Genomic DNA, 18,295 nt, shown 5'->3' on the forward strand with positions numbered 1-18,295 from the left:
CACTAGAACGGGATGTTTTCGTCATCGCCGCCTGTACTGAAACTATCAAAATTGGACCCACCTTCGAAAGAATTAGTATTCATATCAAGGGATTGGCCCACAAAGTTCGCTACCACTTCAGTAACGTACCGTTTTTGACCGTCCTGAGTCTCGTAAGAACGAGTTTGCAAACGACCTTCTACAAAGCAACGACTGCCTTTACGAAGATTGCCTACCGCTTCACCAAGTTTACCCCAAGCAACGCAGTTGATGAAAGCAGTTTGTTCTTTCGTCTCATTTGTTGTGGAATCAATATAGGTATTTGTGGCAGCTACTGTGAAAGTTGCTACCGCACGACCAGTTTTGGTATAGCGTACTTCAGGATCACGAGCTAAATTACCTAGAATTTGTACAGAGTTCATGTTTTCCTCCAGGCTTTAATTATGCTTCGTGTTTAACAATTAGATGTCTTAGGACTTCATCGTTGATTTTCAATACACGATCGATTTCTTTGATTTCAGCAGGTGCTGCTTCAAAGTTGATCAATACATAGAAACCGTCAGTGAATTTCTTCACCGCGTAAGCAAGACGACGCTTGCCCCAACGATCTACCTTTTCTACTGTGCCGCCTACACGAGCAATTAAAGCTTCTACTTTTTCAATAACAGCGTTAGTTGCTTCCTCTTCAGCTGGTTTCACAATAAACATGACTTCGTATTTGTTCATACAAAATCACCTCCTCTTTCGGACTAATGCCCCTATCGACACATAGGGGTAGGAAGTGCTTACCATCAATAAGCCTTACTATTATAACCTAAAAAAATGATGAAAGCAAGGGCTCAGTTTAAGTCCTTGCTTTCACCAATATTATATACGATTATATTTTTCATCCTCAGGAAAAGCAATAATAGCACAGATAATTACAAATATGGCTATTACCCCCATCATAGGATAGGCCGTATCATTTGGTAAGAAGGTAAGTATCAACGATGACACAATACCACTACCATATTGCATGGCACCTAATAGTGCCGCCCCAGATCCAGCCATTCTACCTGCTCTATCTAAAGCTAATGCATTAGTTACAGCAGCAATGATACCGTTCATAGAGAAGAATAAAAAACAGCCAATAACGATTAGCCACAATGAATGGTAATCTAAGAACATCAAGCCCATAACAATGGATACACAAACAGCAGCAAATAGTGTGGCATATTTCAATAGTCTATCAAGGCGTATAGCACTTACAATACGACGATTAATAGCACTTAACAACATAACACCAATAATATTGACAGAAAAGAGATAACCAAAATATTCTTTGGGCACTTCATACACATCTATATATACATAAGGCGATCCCGTTAAAAACGCATAAATGGCAATATAAAATGAGCTAACACATAGGGTATATTTCATAAACCCTTTATTGCGTAATAAAATCCAATAATTATTATAGGTATGGCCTATAGACTTTTTGCTCCTCTTCTCTACGGGATGTGTTTCCGGAAGCACTAATACGGCAACGAGCATTAAAAGCCCTATACCAACAAGCAACCAGAATATAGAATGCCATGTATACCATACAAGTAAATGTCCGGCTAACATTGGGCCTGCTATAGGCGCTATAGCCATAACAATGGCCAATGTAGACAACATTTTAGCCGCCTCAGTCCGACCATATAAATCCCGAATCATAGCCCGTGACAACATCGGTCCTACACAGGCACCAAAAGCCTGAAACACACGCCAAGCTAGTAATTCTAGCATAGACGAACTTAGGGCACAGCCCACAGACCCTATGATAAATAAGACTATCCCTATAATCAGTGGCTTCTTACGACCAATTTTATCACTAACGGCGCCCCAAAAAAGCTGAGCTAGCGCAAACCCAATTAAGAAACCCGTCAACGTAAGCTCCGCATCACCATTGAGGTCACGCCCCATCTCAGGCATAGCTGGCAAATAAATATCCGTAGACAACGATGTAAACGCCATCAAAGCACTTAATATAGAAGTAAAAAGCCATCCTTTATTGCTAATCGTCAGCATAAAGACACCACTTTCATATAAAATCGCACTATAATATGTATTCATTTAGATTATATCAGAAATAAAATTAATGCTATATAAAGTTTTGATTTTTTCAATAAAAAAGCGTAGTAAAATACTACGCAAAAATTGGTCTATAGTAATATCACTCTTTGCACTATTCAAATAGTATAAAGACAAAAGCCTAACGCAACAGAGTATTCAAAATACTCGCACGCTAGGCAACCCTTAAAAAGTATTTATAAGATGAGCCTAACGCTACCACACGTTGATGGCTCTCTTTTTATCTATTATACAACATAAATAGAATTTCTTAAACGAATTATATGATAAATGGCTCTTTATCATCAACGACATAAACATTTCTATTAGGTAGTATTCTCTTTAGTTTTTCAGGGATATCAGTATGAACCTGAATAACAATATCAGGATCAACCATTTCTATGAACTGAACTAAATCGTCCTTTGAGACATGACCACTGGCATGACATATATAAGATGAATATGTATCTAACAATTCTTTCAATGCTAAATTCTCCTCAATATATCCTATCCACATGGAATATATAATACGTACATCATCTTTAGGGAACTCTTTAATTTTAGAAATAAAATTTTCTGTCCCTCTTACTAAAGATACAAATCCATGTTCCATATAGTATTTAGGATACATTCCTTTATCAATAACTAATGGGCTATCATGTCTACGATACAAAGAACTTTCATAATATACATTATTAATCACAGTATCTAATATTCTTTTCTGATAAGCATCACAAATGAGTACTTTATCAGTTGGCATATTCTGCCAAATTCCCATAATACGATCAATATTCGTAGATGAACACATAACAAAAACATATTTTCCATCTTGAATATATGAAGAAATATCATCTAATACGGCCGCTTCAGATATACAATCATCTGCGTCTCTAGACAATGAGGTGCCCTCTGTAATTAATACATCAACCTCACCTATATAGGTGTTAACTAATTTGTCTAATACGTGATGGCGCAACCCATGCATCCGGAAATCACCTGTATATAAAATGCGTTTACCTCCGGCCTCAACAACAAACATATAACTATCAATAGCACTATGGTCTATAACCAAAGGTCTAATGCGTATGTCGCCAATAGAAAAAGCTTCTCCTCCACGAAATGTATTAGCACCTAATAGTCGTAAGTATAAATCTTTGTCTTGATATTCAGCACCTATTAGAGCGATTTCCTTACTTAACTCACCCATATATAATGGAACGTCTGGTATTGTAGAGGTTAATTGGCCTAAATGATCCATATGATAATGAGAAATCACAATACCGTCACAATCCGGCTTTCCTTTTGTAACGCCGTCTATATCCAGATTTATAGGTGTGTACTTTTCATCTAAACTTAATTCATTACCAAAATCTAACATAATGCAAGTAGATGCTGTACTAATTTCTATAGCACTACCACCAATCTGATGTGTGCCACGATGAACAACAATATTCATATTCAACCTTTACTTAGAAATGGTAAGCAATGTTTCTGCTCGATATAAACGATCTAAACTTTCTGACCAATTATCTACTTTATTTTTATAAGGTGCTTTACTTACTTTTTGAGCTTGTAATACAACAAAACGAATTTGTTTTAATTCAGGCTCTTGTTTCAAAATATTTTCACATAAATTTCGTAACTGCTTACGTTTGCCAGAATCTATCAGTTCTTTGCATTCTTTAAACTGTTGTGACACAACAGTTTTGGATGGATAACTATCTTCCGTTACTGCCTTTGAATCAATACGAAGCATCAAATTAGTTTCTATTCCACCGTCATCTTTGGTACAAGATTTTTCATCAAACAAAATGACTAGCTCAGCTTCATTCGTATATTTATATTCAGGTAATTTCTTTAAATCCTGTATACCATCATGGCTGACAGCAGATTCAATCTGTTTTATATCAAGCAACTTATAATATGTATATGCCTCTAAAACGCATCGTAGTAAAGTTTCCTCACTGCCAGAAGGTCGATATTTTAATTCAATGACAGAATAACATTCATCATCTTGGTTATAGCCTAATAAATCTATTTTTCCATAAGAATCATTTTGTGTCTCTTTTAATGGTGTTTGATAATCAAAAATATATCCTAGCCCATCAATATTACCTTGATAGAATAATAACTTGGCTAATATTTCTTCTTTTCGATTTGTGATTTTTATGCTTTCCAGGCTTTCATCTTTATGCGAATGATTTATCTTAAAATGTTCTGGTCTTACAGGTATTAAATTTAACCAGTCCTTTATAAAATTATCATTCACAAGGGTTTCGGCAATAACTTCACTATAAAGGTTCTTAGAGTCTTTTACACAGCCTTTGTAATTTACAACAGCTGACTTATAAAAATTTGCTGCAAATTTCGTACTCTCCTTTTCATCAGGAACAGTTAAGCCATAGGTCGTTTTAAACTCTTCAAACTTATCAACTCGCTTAATCCGATCAAAAATTTTCTTAATAGACATCTTACAATCTACCATAATGATATGCCTCCCTAAAAGCAATTTATACCCCTTAACAAAGCCAATAATTTAGCTCTTATCACATACAAACAATCAAGGTTTTTAATCTTAAATTCATTATATCAACAACGATTTTATGAGTAAATAATGAAAAGATTAATTAAATACTAATAGTCTCTTTATCTATATATACTTTATTACAATCAATGAGTAATAATTTTCCCATATTTTAATCTATTTTATTAAAAATATTTACACTATTTGGATTAATGGAAAATTCTATAGAAAATCCTTGCGTCATTATTCTATATAATTTACTATATATAGAGAAATCTGATTATAAAAAGGAGTCATTATGGCTAATATCAATGAAAACTACTTAAACCTTCAAGGTTCTTATTTATTCGCTAATATCGCTAAAAAAGTAAATGAGTACCAAACAGCTCATCCAGATGCAGATATCATTCGTCTTGGTATCGGCGATGTTACATTACCACTTGCTCCAGCAATTATCGATGCTATGAGCAAAGCTGTTCAAGAAATGGGAAAAGCTGAAACATTCCGAGGTTATGGCCCTGAACAGGGATATGATTTCTTACGTCAGGCTATTGTTGATGGCGATTACAAACCATTGGGCGTAGATATCGCTATTGACGAAGTGTTCGTTTCCGATGGTGCAAAATCTGACGTTGGTAATATTCAAGAATTATTCAGCGAAGATAACATCATTGCCATTACTGATCCTGTATACCCAGTATACCTTGACTCCAATGTTATGGGTGGTCGTACTGGCGAAGCTGTAGATGGCATCTTCCAAAAGGTTGTATACCTCCCTACTTATGCAGAAAATAACTTCTCTCCAGAATTCCCGTCTGAACGCGTAGACATCGTATATCTTTGCTCGCCTAACAATCCCACTGGTACTGTTTTGAGCCGTGCTCGTTTGGCAGAATGGATCAAATGGTGTAAAGATAATGATGCCATTTTGATGTTTGACTCCGCTTACGAAGCTTTCATCAGCACAGAAGATACTGTAAAATCTATCTACGAAATCGAAGGCGCTCGCGAAGTGGCTATCGAGTTCCGGTCCTTCTCTAAAACTGCAGGTTTCACTGGTACACGTTGTGCTTATGCAGTAGTACCTAAAGAGGTCACTGGCAAAACTAAATCTGGTGAACGCCAACCGCTAAACCCTATGTGGAACCGTCGTCAATGCACTAAATTCAATGGTGTTCCTTACATCATCCAACGTGGTGCAGAAGCAGTATACACAAAAGAAGGACGTGAACAAACACGTGCAAACATTGCGTACTATAAAGAAAATGCCCGCATCATCAAAGAAGGTCTTGAATCTATCGGCCTTACTGTATACGGCGGTGTTGACGCTCCATATATTTGGCTAAAAACACCTGGCAACATGACTAGCTGGGAATTATTCGACATCTTGCTCGAACAAGTTCAAATCGTATCTACACCAGGCTCTGGCTTTGGCCCTCATGGTGAAGGTTACCTTCGTTTAACAGCATTCGGCAGTCGTGAAAATACAATTCGCGCCGTTGAAAGAATCAAAACATTACAATTCTAATATGATTATGTCTATATTTAGGTTTAGATTTATATCTTGATTTATATCTTGATTTATATTTAGATTACATTAAATCTGGATTATGTGATTTAAAATAGTTTATATCTATAAAACCAAAAGACCGATTACAGTCCTTCAATAGGAATGTAATCGGTCTTTTTATATACCCTTACATATATGAATATTTAATTCTAGTATTCCTTAACACTATAGTACTAACAAATAACATCCCCATATTATTTGTGTCCGCTATATTTACCATTAATTAAAAGTTATGACGAATCCCTGCGTCAATGCGATAGGAATTGTCTACGATAGCACCAAAGTTTTTAGTGAAAGTCCCATAAATATATGTATTAGGACGTACACTCCATGAACCACCTAACTCAAGATCTAACCATGTATCTTTAAGGTTCACTTCACTGCCTGTAGTTGGCTCACCGGTCATGCTATAAGTAGCTTTCATTTTACCAGAGAATTCATGCGCTAATGTTGCTTTGAGGAAAAGGTTGCTATTCTTACTTTCCTTGCCAATGCCTACACCAATACGACCAATAACGGAGTTTACCGCATCAGAGTTAATGTGCACTGTGCTACCTGTATTTGTACGAGCATCAAAATTTACACCAGACAATCGACTAAGCGTCAATTCTGCATTAGGATCGATGTAAAAACCATTGTCTTTCTTGATTCGTTTACCATATTCAACGCTCAAAGAGGTACCTGTATTGTGGTAATCTCCGCTCAAACTTGTACCCAAGCTATTGCGTACAGTGAAATCATTTTTCAAACGACTTACTTTACCAATCACATCCAAATAACGACCATCATTATATTGTTTTGCACCGTATAATGCTAAACCTGCGGTTTTACCGGATCCAGAACCTAAAGCGTAATCGCTATTGCTTGTACCATATAACAAGGCCCCACCAATAGTCCAATCGCCACGCAATATGTCATAGCCTACTTGTGCCATGTTATAGGTTTGATTTACATAGGCGCTGTCCGTAATTTTAGATTTACCACCGATGTATTTTCCCCATACACCATGCTTATTGGAGTTGAGTCGCACATCACCGAGGCGACGTTGTAAATCATTCGTATCGGCTCTCATTTGCATCACAGAGGAGACTAACGCACTCTTAGCACCAGAAACAACTTCGCTTTCACGAGCTGTCACAACCGCTTGGTCAGTAATACTAGGTTTCCCATCAACAGTAAAGCTACCTGTACCAAGCTTAGTGGAATATGCAGGGCTAATAAGGCCTGAATCGACTTGAATATTCACATTTAAATTACGTTCACCCTTAGTAAAGCCGGTATATGTTAATTTATTAGCCAACTGCTGCAAAGTGCCTCGTGGGTTGTCTATATTTGCATACCCTTTAAGTGCATCTGCCGAACTGCGCATAGTCACAGAAGAACCTTTATCAGCATGGTTGATAACGACTTTGCCCTTACCTTGTGCAGTCGCAGGGGCTCCCTTTTCATAGTCGATAGCTGCATGACCAGCATAGTTGTTAATAGTAATAGGTCGTGGATCTACGGCTTGGATAATACCTTGACTATTTATATCTTTACCACCAATGAAATGTTCTACACGACTACCAGTATATAAATAGTTTGCATTATTAGGGCGACCTTGTGTAGGATATACGCGTTCAGCTCCTAACCATTCATTGCGCCAAGTCGCACCATTTTGTAAGTACAATCGCAAACCACCATGGTACGGATTGTTGTTGCTTTCATCAAATTCATTAAGTACGCCCCCTACCAATTTAGAATTTGATGTTGTTAAACCTAAAGAAATTTCAGATCCATGGTTATGTGGATTCTTGTCGATACCATAGTTTTTATCTAAAAATCCTATATTACCATACATCTTCACATCATTCGTTCCCGGATGTAAGCCATCCATACCTGTATTTACATAAACAAAACCTTCTTCAGATAATGCAGAATAGGTATCAGAGGTATCTAAAGGATATGTTTTTATATCAGCCCCACCTAGTATGCGAATATATCCATCTTTATTGGCTTGCAAACCAACGCCGACAACATCGACTTTAGCATTACCCTTTACGGTAATTCGAGTATCATCGTTATTTCCATCATTAGTAAGTCCACCATAACCAGCATAAATACCGCTCATATAATAATGTGCCAAATCAGGTCTACGTTTCGCGCCACTTTCTGCAGGCGCTGGATTTTTAACTGTTACAGTTACATTTTTATCGATAGCAACTTGTGTCCCATCAAGGGCATAAATACCTGTAACATTATTATGATATTTTGTTCCATTTACACCTAAACCTGATACATTAACAGTTAAGTCATCTGTATAATGTCTCTTTTCCCCCCACAAATTAAGACCAATGGATTTCCCATCTGTATGACTTTCCACAGTTGTGGCTGATACCATGGTAAAAGCATTAGCACCTGTTACGATTAATGCAGCAATAACAGTAGTTTTTACATTTCTTCTCATGTTATACCTCCTTAACACTTCAACTATGAACATAACTAGCTAATATAACCAATTTAATTGTATCTAGATTCAGGGTATATGTGTCAATTTCTACTCATATGATTTATTATTTGTCCCCTATAACAACACGCTATGTATCGATATAGTTGTGCACAAATTACTTATTTAAATTAAATATGAATTATTCTCTATACCATCTAATAAACTCTATAGAAAAATATTAAAAGCTATTAATTTTATGCTATAATAAATATGTTAATTATTAAATTTCAACTTATATAGGAGGCTAATATGAATATTCGTATTGGTATCGTTGGTTACGGCAACTTAGCTCGTGGCGTAGAAGCATCTGTTCAGTTACAACCTGATATGGAGCTCATCGGCGTATTCTCTCGCCGTCAAGGTATTGAAACTGTATCTGGTGTACCTACTTACACGATGGAAGATATTCCTAACTTTAAAGGCAAAATCGATGTAATGGTTCTTTGCGGTGGTTCTGCAACAGATCTTATCGAACAAACACCGATGGTAACAAAATACTTTAACTGTATCGATTCCTTCGATACACATGCACGTATTCCTGAACACTTCGCTAATGTAGACAAAGTAGCTAAAGAGGCCAAAACTGCTACATTAATTTCTTGTGGTTGGGATCCAGGCATGTTCTCTTTGCAACGCGTTTACGCGGAAGCAATCTTACCAAAAGGTAAATCCTACACATTCTGGGGCCGTGGTGTATCCCAAGGTCATTCCGATGCCATTCGCCGTATCGATGGTGTTCTTGATGCTCGTCAATATACTGTGCCTAAAGAACAATACCTAGAAGCTATCCGTAACGGCGAAACTCCAGATGTTGATGGCTATAAAGGTCACCTTCGTGAGTGCTATGTAGTAGCGGCTCCTGATGCGGACAAAGCTAAAATCGAAAACGAAATCAAAACTATGGAAAACTACTTCGTAGGCTATGAAACTGTAGTCAACTTCATTTCCCAAGAAGAACTTGATCGCGACCATAAAGGCATTCCACATGGTGGCTTCGTTCTTCGCTCTGGTGAAAGTACAGAAGGCACACGTCACGTTATTGAGTACTCCTTGAAACTTGACTCTAACCCTGAATTTACAGGCTCTGCACTTGTTGCTTACGCTCGTGGTCTCTACCGACTTGCTAAACACGGCGGCACAGGTTGCTATACAGTATTCGACATTCCACCAGCTTGGATTTCCACACAATCTGCTGAAGAATTAAGAGCACATTCTCTATAATAGAGCGAGGTCCTCATCGACTTAATAGTTGAGGGCCTTTTTTATACCAAAAAAACTATCAGAAACTCTATTACCGGATATTTTTACATATTTTAACTTTATAATATTCTTCTATATGTACATAAAAATTAGGAATTAGAAGTTTATTTTTTAAAATGCTAGGATAAGTTTATTTCATTTATATCCATCATGGAGGTGCCGTATGAAACTGAAAAATTTTATACACAATAGTCTTATGGCAGGATTATTAATATGTCCCCTACTATTTGCCGGTTGTACTAATTCTGTTGGTCCAAATGATACAACCAAAGACAATATAAAAGTCGTTACAGACTTAACCGGTACAGACGTATCTATGAAGAAGGAAATTAATCGTATCGCTATCGTCCCTATCCCATGGACCTCTATTGTATATGCAGTTGATGGTAGCGATAAAAAAATAGTAGGTATCCATCCATCAGCTAAAAAATCATATGAAGCCAGTATATTTAAGACGTTAGCGCCTGATTTAGAAAATGTTAACTCATCATTTGTAGACAACAATTTCAATGTTAATTTTGAAGAAGTTGCTAAGCTAAAGCCTGATGTTGTCATCATTTGGGATTATCAACCAGAAGTAGCAAAAAAACTTAAAGAGCTAGGTATACCTGCTGTATCCATAAAGTATGGAACATTGGAAGATATTCAAAACGGAATTCGTCTATTAGGGAAGATTCTAGATAAGCCGGAACAAGCTGAAGCCTTAATCTCATACCATAAAGATTCAGAAGCATATTTTAAACAAAAAAATGCTTCTGCGTTACCAAATAAGCCAAAAGTATTATATTTACAAAATAAGAATTTAACTGTTGCAGGGAACAAATCTGTCAACCAACTCATGATTACTATGACAGGTGGTGAAAATGCTGCAAAAGATACAAAAGGTAGCTGGACTAAAGTCTCAATGGAAGAAATCATGACCTGGGATCCCGATATAATTATATTAAGCAACTTTGATTCTATTACACCTGATGATATTTATCAGGATAAGCTTGAAGGTCAAAATTGGAGTAACATAAAAGCTGTAAAAACGCATCGAGTTTATAAAGCACCTATGGGAATCTATCGTTGGGATGCACCTAATGTAGAAACACCATTAATGATGAAATGGATGGGACAACTCATTCAACCTGACACTTTTAATGACTATATATTACGTGACGATTTAAAACAATTTTACAGTACCTTCTACCACTATAATCTCACAGATAGTGAAATTAATACCATCTTAAATACTTCTATAAATAACACTCCCACATTTTAACTAAGGAGTACTCATGAGCTCTCAAAATAAATATCTAGTTATATTTTTCTGCCTTTTAGTATTTCTCGCTCTTACTGTATTAGTATCCTTGATGACTGGACGATATATGCTAATGCCTACACAAGTTATAAATATTTTATCAAACGGAAACTCTGCCGCTGCATTTGATATGGAATCCGCCGTAATTTGGAATCTTCGTATTCCTCGAATTTTACTAAACATACTTGTCGGTGGAGCTCTTGCAATAGCTGGAACCGTTTTTCAAGGTATTTTCAGAAATCCATTAGTCAGTCCGGATATATTAGGTGTTAGTTCCGGTGCAGCCTTTGGCGCTGCACTGGGAATATTAATTTCTGGAATAAATATATATGCTACGGGATTTGCACTTATCTTTGGTATTGTCAGTGTTTGCCTCACATATAGTCTAGCTCGACTAAGGAACCAAATCACGTCATTATCACTGGTTTTATCAGGAATGATTGTTTCTGCTATTTTCGGAGCATTAATAGCTCTAATTAAATATGTAGCTGATCCATATGACAAATTACCAGCAATTACATATTGGTTAATGGGTAGTTTTTCTACAGCTTCCTACGAAAATGTTTCACTCGTCTCTATTCCTATCATCTTTGGATGCGCTGTGCTATACTTTTTACGTTGGAAAATCAACATTCTCTCTATGGGAGATGAGGAAGCTACAGCACTTGGGGTGAACCCTTTTAAGTTACGCCTAATTATCATTGCTATGGCCACGTTAATAACTGCAGCCTGCGTAACCATCACAGGAATTATCGGTTGGGTAGGACTTGTCATTCCACATATTTGTCGCATGTTAATAGGTGTAGATCATCAGAAACTACTTCCTATCTCCATCATTGTCGGAGCTATTTTCATGATTATCGTGGATTTAATCGCACGCTCAGCTATTGCTGCAGAAATACCAATAGGAATAATCACCGCCTTAGTAGGGGCCCCATTCTTTGCTTGTCTTTTTTACCGTACACGAGGTGATTGGAAATGATTTTTGAATTGAGAAACGGCTCATTTGCTTATAATAAAAAAGATTATATTTTCAAAGACATTTCTTTCACAATAAAATCGGGCGAAATATTGACTATTTTAGGCAGGAACGGGATTGGAAAAACAACATTAGTAAAATGTATCTCCCGTATACAGCAGTTGCAAGAAGGCAACATATACATAAATAATAAACTAGTTAGTCCCCATGATAATGCTCCTATTGGCTATGTTCCGCAAGCAAGAGAGTTATCATTTCCTTATACGGTAGAAGAAATCGTATTAATGGGACGCAGTAGACATATTGGTATGTTTTCTGTACCTACAGATAAAGACTATGAAATAGTCCACTCTGTCCTAAAAAGAATAGGTATTTCCTCACTCGCTTCCAAAATAGCATCAAGCTTAAGTGGAGGTCAGTTACAATTGGCATTTATTGCCAGAGCACTAGCGAGTGAACCACAACTGCTCATTATGGACGAACCAGAATCACATTTAGATTTTAAAAATCAGTATACCATGCTTTCACTTATTCGAAACATCGTAGATGAATCTAATCTTGCTTGCATTATGAACACACATTATCCTGATCATGCACTTCAAATATCTGATAAAACTTTAATGCTAAAACCTAATAACTATATTTTAGGTACCACCAAGAATACTGTAACAGAAAATAATCTGAATGATTTCTTTGATGTTCGTACCAAAATCATTGTAGGAAAAGAGGATAATAAATCCTATTCAGGGTTTATAGTACTTGGCACTAAAGAATGATAAAGTTCTTTTACAATTATATATGATATTCATTCAATAAAATTTTTAACGAAACTTACAGAACGTGCTTTCGATAATCTACAAATATAAAATAGTTACAATGCCGCTAATTAAAAGAGACCATCTTAAGATGGTCTCTTTTTTGTCCTATAAGTCTATTTTTACTCTTACTTAATACCAACGTGTTAACGGCAGCTCGTTCGTAACACCTTTTGTCATCAGAATTTGATGCAAGTCCATATTACCGATGTAGAAACCTGCCGCACATCCACAAAGATACAGATCCCACATGCGTACGAATTCACTGCCTCGTTTCGCTTCTACTCGCTCACGGACGCCTTGGAAATTGTTATACCAATGCATTAGAGTCTTATAATAGTGATACCGTAAACTTTCAATATCAATGACATTCATATCATAGTCATAAGCGAGGCTGACCATTTCGCGGAGGGACGGCAAACATCCACCCGGGAAGATATATTTACGAATCCAAGCACTTGTTTCCTTTTCAGAGGGATCACTAATATAGTGAAGCAGGAACAAACCTCCGTCTTTAAGCATATCCGATGCGTCCTCCATATACAGAGGAAAATTAGGCCGACCTACATGTTCAAGCATGCCGATGCTGACAATACGGTCAAAGGTACGTCCGGAAGCTGCTACGTCGCGATAATCTATAAGTTCAATCTCAACCTGTCCTTCAAGGCCATATTCTTTAATGCGTTCCTGTCCTTTTTTCCATTGTTCTTCGGAAAGAGTACACCCATAGCCCTTAACACCGTATTTACGAGCCGCTTCAATGAGAAGGAATCCCCATCCGCAACCGATATCAAGTAAAGTCATTCCCTCTTTTAAATACAATTTATCAAGAATATGATGAACCTTTTGATATTGCGCATCTTTGAGACTATCATTCTCATGCTTAAAATACGCACAGGAATAGCTCATGGTTTCATCGAGCCACAATTTATAGAATTCATTGCCTAAATCATAATGGGAAGATACTTGTTGTTTTTGATCTTTCTTTTTAAGACCCGCATTAAAAAGCGAGCTAAGTACCTTACGATTGATAGAGTCCTTACCTACATGACCAAGGACTACACAAAGGGCTTTAAACAAATCCCCTTCAATTTCGATATCTTTACGCATATACGCTTCACCGAGGGCGAGTTCTGCGGATATTAACAAATCTTTCTTGGGAATATCGCGATTAACGATGACGGTAAACTCGGATTCTCCGTCACCGATTGTATATTCATTATCTCCAATTTTTACGGTGAAACAATGATCATTGAAACGTTCTAAATAATGGACTAAGAAACTATCAAATAGCTTGGAAAACATACTGAACTTCCTTTCCTATTAGCTTTCACTATATAGGTTTAAAAATATATTCATTAACATGATTGGATACATTCCATACCCTATTAATATATACACCTATAAATTATATCTATATAGTTACGGCGAATAAAAATCTATATTAATCCTATATTTTAATATGAACTTATCACATTATTTAAGTAATATATTTAACTCTATTTATATTATAGCACTTTGAAATAATCTATTTTATATTTATTGAGTAATTCCATCCTATTAGTATGGTATAATATTTATTTGATAAGGTTTATAACAAACTATTGCTATAAACTTTCACAAAGAACGAAATCAATTTGTTAATAAAAGGTGGTACCATGAGCACAAATTTAGAAGTAGGCATCGTAGGCCTTCCAAATGTTGGTAAAAGTACATTATTCAACGCTATCACAAAAGCGGGCGCTGAAGCTGCCAATTATCCATTCTGTACAATTGAACCTAACGTAGGTGTCGTTGATGTTCCAGATAATCGTTTAGCTGTATTGGCTGAAATGTTCGGTTCCAAACGCATCCTTCCTGCTGCTATGCGCTTCGTAGATATTGCTGGCCTCGTAGAAGGTGCATCCAAGGGCGAAGGTTTAGGTAATAAATTCCTTAGCCATATCCGCCAAGTAGATGCGATAGCACAAGTTATTCGTTGTTTCGATGACCCTAACATCACTCACGTTTCTGGCTCTATTGACCCAATCCGTGACATCGAAATCATAAATACTGAGCTTTGCCTTGCAGACCTTGAGTCCGTAGAAAAACGGAAACAACGTATTGAAAAAATTGCTAAATCTGGCGACAAAGATGCACGTGCTGAATTACCATTGTTAGAACGCATCATCGAAGGTCTTGGCGAAGCGAAACCTGTTCGTGCACAAGGTCTTGAAGAAGAAGAATTGGAAATGATTAAAGAGTTAACATTGCTTACAGCAAAACCATCTCTTTATGTAGCCAATATTTCTGAAGATGAAGTATCTGATTATTCTTCCAACGAATATGTAAAACGCGTAGAGGAATATGCGAAAAACGAAGGCGCTGGCATCGTTGTTGTGTCCGCTCGTATCGAATCTGAAATTGCAGAGTTATCCGAAGAAGAATCTGCTGCATTCCTTGAAGATCTTGGTCTTGAAGAATCTGGCTTAACAAAACTTATCAAAGCAAGTTATGCACTTTTAGGTCTTATCAATTACTTCACAGCTGGTGAAATGGAAGCTCGTGCATGGACAATCGTAAATGGCACAAAAGCACCTCAAGCTGCTGGTAAAATTCACTCGGATATTGAAAAAGGCTTTATCCGCGCTGAAATCGTATCCTTCGATGACTTACAAGCTTGCGGTAGTCAAAACGCGGCTAAAGAAAAAGGCCTTGTACGCCTTGAAGGTAAAGACTACGTTATGAAAGACGGCGATGTAACCCATTTCCGCTTCAATGTATAAACAAACTTATATAACAAAAACCAGTAAATCTCAGGATTTACTGGTTTTTTATTACTAATTATAGCCTTTGTATAATATTATTTATCGTCTTTATGAAGAACATTTTTGACGCCACTAATCGCACCATCTACAGCATCTTTAACATCTTCAGCTGCTTTTTTGAGATCTTCAGCAACATCATGTGCAGCGTCTTTAACTTTTGCAGCTGTATTTTCTACAGCACCTTCTGCTTCCAATTTTTTGTCCCCAGTCAATTTACCTGCATTTTCTTTTAATGCACCTTTAGCTTGGTTTAATTTATCTTCTAATGCCATAATTATGATCCTTTCATATAAAATCCTTTTAGCTATTTAGCTATATTTTTACAAATAAATTGCAATCATTTCTTCCCGAAGAAAAACGAAACAACAGCAACAACAATTACAGCACCAAGAACAGAAGGAATTAATGCCATGCCAGCTAAGCTAGGACCCCATGTGCCAAATATTGCTTGACCCACAGACGAACCAACTAAACCAGCAACAACATTGGCAATAACGCCCATTGCTCCACCTTTGTTAGTGATGGCTCCTGCCAGAAAACCGATAAAACCACCAACAATAATTGACCATAACATACGATCACTCCTTCCTATTTAATCAATATATTTATAATATCCTACCAAATTATACGGGCTTTATAAATATTATAAATAATCTGTATATTTATAATATAACATTCATTTCTAAAGATTAAATGAAGAAATTCGATATAGTTATAAAAGTCGCAATCGATTAAACTACTGTAACAATTTCATCCATTGTGCGACGTGTTTTATTGCGATGCGGTTCTTCATCGCGATAACCAAAAGCAGCCATAACGGCAATACCAAAATGTTTTGTATCAAAGAGCCCTAGTTCATCACCTAAAAAAGCTGTCATCTTATCTTGATTAAAGCCTTCCAATGCACAGGAATCAAGGCCTTCATAAGCAGCCATAGTCATCATGTTAGCCATTACAATATACGCTTGCTTAGAAGACCAATCAAAGGCAGCACGATCAGACTCAAAAGTTTTATAGTCTTCAGTTGTGAACTGAGCATATTTTTCTTTATAGATAGCATCGACTTCAGCAGGTAATTGTTTCACCTCTTCTTGAATGTAGCGTACATAAGGAGAATCAAATTCCAAATCCACCTTTTTACGTGTTAAGAACACTACGAAATGACTCGCTTCAAGACCAGCTTGAATACCCCAACCATAAGCTTTCATCTTTTCACGGATTTCAGGATTTTGAATAACTAATAATTGGTAAGCTTCAAAACCTAAGGAGGTTGGAGACAAGCGCGCCGCTGTTAAGATACCTTGCCAATCATCATCAGAAATCTTTTTAGCGCTATCAAATTTCTTACATGCATAACGATATGTCATAGCGTACTCTAAATCTTTACGATCAAATTTAGGGGCTGTTAATTTTACATTTTCTATTTCATATTTGCTCATATATAACTCCTTATCTAAATGACATTACATAATAAAGGACTTACTTTATCATATTCCCTTTGTAGGTTCGTCCCCAGTCACACATGGCCATGATAATAGGACGTAGCGTTTCGCCAAATTCAGTGATACTATATTCCGTCTTTGGTGGCACCACTGGATAAATCTCTTTGTGGATGATACCTTCTGCTTCTAAATCCTTCAATTGTTGTGAAAGCATCTTAATCGTCGCTTGAGGAATGAGTTTTTGTATCTCATTAAATCGCAACGTTCCATCTGTCATCAAATGATACAGAATAATAGATTTATACTTACCTCCTACTACACTGAGGGATGCCTCTACAGGACAATTAAATAATTTTTCTTCCATAGAAACCTCCTCATTTAATAGTATCACGAGCCTTAATTAGCAACAAATAGTTTCTATTATTTATTAACACTTTTAGCAGCACTTACCAGACCATCAAGCCAATCTTGATGACCATTAAGCATCGGATTTGGTTTAGCTATATGTAATTCTTTCGCAGGCTCACCTACTTGTGTTTCTTGTGTCAAAATACGAACTACACCATAATCAAGCTCTTCCACAAGCCATGCATGAATAACATCTAGTCGCTCAGCAGTGCCAACTTCACCAGCCCAACCATGCCAAGAAATTCGACCAGGTTGATTTTCACTAGGTGCTACATATTCTACAACCTCTGCATCCACAGGGAAACCAAAGGTTTTAAAGAAGAAACGTGTATTAGATATAAGATGTGTATCTTCTTGATTAAGCATCTTAATATCGCTAGAGTTGCTGTAGTAAGAAGGCCATGTAGCAGCATTTGTTAAGTATTCCCATACAGCCTCTACAGTGATACCTTTTACAATCACCTCATTAGATACATAGTTATCAGTTAAACCTGGTAAGTATTCTTTTGGCCAGTTAATAGCATTCATTGTTGTATTCATAATAAACTCCTTTTATAGTATCAATTTTATTAGTTTTCAGCTGATGATGTCAGTATAAACCATATGGTATATTCCAACAAGAACAC

18 protein-coding genes are annotated in these 18,295 nt (G+C 36.6%); 6 read left to right on the forward strand and 12 right to left on the reverse strand.

The window, feature by feature from the left end; all coding sequences use genetic code 11:
* Window positions 1-2: 2 nt before the first annotated feature.
* The 5 genes from ACMKPP_RS03135 to ACMKPP_RS03155 all read right to left on the reverse strand — a co-directional run bounded on the left by ACMKPP_RS03135 (window position 3) and on the right by ACMKPP_RS03155 (window position 4,558).
* Entirely contained in the window at window positions 3-401 is a 399-nt protein-coding gene (locus ACMKPP_RS03135) for a single-stranded DNA-binding protein (protein WP_008602866.1), read from the reverse strand.
* 19 nt (window positions 402-420) lie between these two features.
* Window positions 421-705: a 30S ribosomal protein S6 gene (gene rpsF, locus ACMKPP_RS03140; RefSeq protein ID WP_004693799.1), complete on the reverse strand. Its 285-nt coding sequence runs from the start codon at window positions 703-705 to the stop codon at window positions 421-423.
* 141 nt (window positions 706-846) lie between these two features.
* The gene (locus ACMKPP_RS03145; RefSeq protein ID WP_195394453.1) at window positions 847-2,031 is read right to left on the reverse strand and encodes a multidrug effflux MFS transporter; all 1,185 of its coding nucleotides are present in this window, start codon (window positions 2,029-2,031) and stop codon (window positions 847-849) included.
* A gap of 322 nt (window positions 2,032-2,353) precedes the next feature.
* On the reverse strand, window positions 2,354-3,529 hold the full coding sequence (locus ACMKPP_RS03150) for an MBL fold metallo-hydrolase (protein ID WP_008602870.1): 1,176 nt from the start codon (window positions 3,527-3,529) through the stop codon (window positions 2,354-2,356).
* Window positions 3,530-3,538: 9 nt separating this feature from the next.
* Complete coding sequence (locus ACMKPP_RS03155) at window positions 3,539-4,558, reverse strand: hypothetical protein (RefSeq protein ID WP_008602872.1); 1,020 nt, start codon at window positions 4,556-4,558, stop codon at window positions 3,539-3,541.
* Window positions 4,559-4,895: 337 nt separating this feature from the next.
* Between ACMKPP_RS03155 and ACMKPP_RS03160 the strand changes: the two genes are divergently transcribed.
* Window positions 4,896-6,125 carry an LL-diaminopimelate aminotransferase gene (locus ACMKPP_RS03160; protein WP_008602874.1) on the forward strand — a complete coding sequence of 410 codons (1,230 nt, stop codon included), beginning with the start codon at window positions 4,896-4,898 and terminating at the stop codon, window positions 6,123-6,125.
* A 265-nt stretch (window positions 6,126-6,390) separates the two neighbouring features.
* On the opposite strand, the gene ACMKPP_RS03165 is transcribed toward ACMKPP_RS03160, so the two are convergent.
* Window positions 6,391-8,613, reverse strand: coding sequence for an autotransporter outer membrane beta-barrel domain-containing protein (locus ACMKPP_RS03165; protein ID WP_039965364.1), 2,223 nt, complete (start codon window positions 8,611-8,613; stop codon window positions 6,391-6,393).
* Between the two features lie 291 nt (window positions 8,614-8,904).
* Here ACMKPP_RS03165 and ACMKPP_RS03170 point away from each other — a divergent pair, with 291 nt between their 5' ends.
* From ACMKPP_RS03170 to ACMKPP_RS03185, 4 genes are all read left to right on the forward strand, one after another.
* On the forward strand, window positions 8,905-9,876 hold the full coding sequence (locus tag ACMKPP_RS03170; protein WP_008602878.1) for a diaminopimelate dehydrogenase: 972 nt from the start codon (window positions 8,905-8,907) through the stop codon (window positions 9,874-9,876).
* 202 nt (window positions 9,877-10,078) lie between these two features.
* Window positions 10,079-11,179: an ABC transporter substrate-binding protein gene (locus ACMKPP_RS03175; protein ID WP_039965365.1), complete on the forward strand. Its 1,101-nt coding sequence runs from the start codon at window positions 10,079-10,081 to the stop codon at window positions 11,177-11,179.
* Between the two features lie 13 nt (window positions 11,180-11,192).
* Window positions 11,193-12,200 (forward strand): FecCD family ABC transporter permease, encoded by a 1,008-nt coding sequence (locus tag ACMKPP_RS03180; protein ID WP_008602881.1) that lies wholly within the window; start codon window positions 11,193-11,195, stop codon window positions 12,198-12,200.
* The gene (locus tag ACMKPP_RS03185) at window positions 12,197-12,973 is read left to right on the forward strand and encodes an ABC transporter ATP-binding protein (protein WP_008602883.1); all 777 of its coding nucleotides are present in this window, start codon (window positions 12,197-12,199) and stop codon (window positions 12,971-12,973) included. Before ACMKPP_RS03180 ends, ACMKPP_RS03185 begins: the two co-directional genes overlap by 4 nt.
* Before the next feature lie 171 nt (window positions 12,974-13,144).
* Here ACMKPP_RS03185 and ACMKPP_RS03190 read toward each other — a convergent pair whose 3' ends face one another.
* Window positions 13,145-14,317 (reverse strand): SAM-dependent methyltransferase, encoded by a 1,173-nt coding sequence (locus ACMKPP_RS03190; protein ID WP_008602884.1) that lies wholly within the window; start codon window positions 14,315-14,317, stop codon window positions 13,145-13,147.
* Window positions 14,318-14,670: 353 nt separating this feature from the next.
* On the opposite strand from ACMKPP_RS03190, the gene ychF reads away from it, so the two are divergent.
* The gene (ychF, locus tag ACMKPP_RS03195; protein WP_008602886.1) at window positions 14,671-15,777 is read left to right on the forward strand and encodes a redox-regulated ATPase YchF; all 1,107 of its coding nucleotides are present in this window, start codon (window positions 14,671-14,673) and stop codon (window positions 15,775-15,777) included.
* A 77-nt stretch (window positions 15,778-15,854) separates the two neighbouring features.
* Here ychF and ACMKPP_RS03200 read toward each other — a convergent pair whose 3' ends face one another.
* From ACMKPP_RS03200 to ACMKPP_RS03220, 5 genes are all read right to left on the reverse strand, one after another.
* Window positions 15,855-16,091 carry a CsbD family protein gene (locus ACMKPP_RS03200; RefSeq protein ID WP_004693815.1) on the reverse strand — a complete coding sequence of 79 codons (237 nt, stop codon included), beginning with the start codon at window positions 16,089-16,091 and terminating at the stop codon, window positions 15,855-15,857.
* A gap of 65 nt (window positions 16,092-16,156) precedes the next feature.
* Window positions 16,157-16,393: a GlsB/YeaQ/YmgE family stress response membrane protein gene (locus tag ACMKPP_RS03205; RefSeq protein WP_008602888.1), complete on the reverse strand. Its 237-nt coding sequence runs from the start codon at window positions 16,391-16,393 to the stop codon at window positions 16,157-16,159.
* 157 nt (window positions 16,394-16,550) lie between these two features.
* Window positions 16,551-17,258, reverse strand: a complete 708-nt coding sequence (locus ACMKPP_RS03210; protein WP_008602890.1) for an NAD(P)H-dependent oxidoreductase — start codon at window positions 17,256-17,258, stop codon at window positions 16,551-16,553.
* A 40-nt stretch (window positions 17,259-17,298) separates the two neighbouring features.
* Window positions 17,299-17,625, reverse strand: coding sequence for a winged helix-turn-helix transcriptional regulator (locus ACMKPP_RS03215; protein ID WP_008602892.1), 327 nt, complete (start codon window positions 17,623-17,625; stop codon window positions 17,299-17,301).
* Window positions 17,626-17,681: 56 nt separating this feature from the next.
* The gene (locus ACMKPP_RS03220) at window positions 17,682-18,209 is read right to left on the reverse strand and encodes an SRPBCC family protein (protein WP_024061402.1); all 528 of its coding nucleotides are present in this window, start codon (window positions 18,207-18,209) and stop codon (window positions 17,682-17,684) included.
* Window positions 18,210-18,295 lie beyond the last annotated feature (86 nt).

Origin of the sequence: Veillonella parvula, from assembly GCF_048309325.1 — a bacterium.
GTDB classification, from domain to species: Bacteria; Bacillota; Negativicutes; order Veillonellales; family Veillonellaceae; genus Veillonella; species Veillonella parvula_T.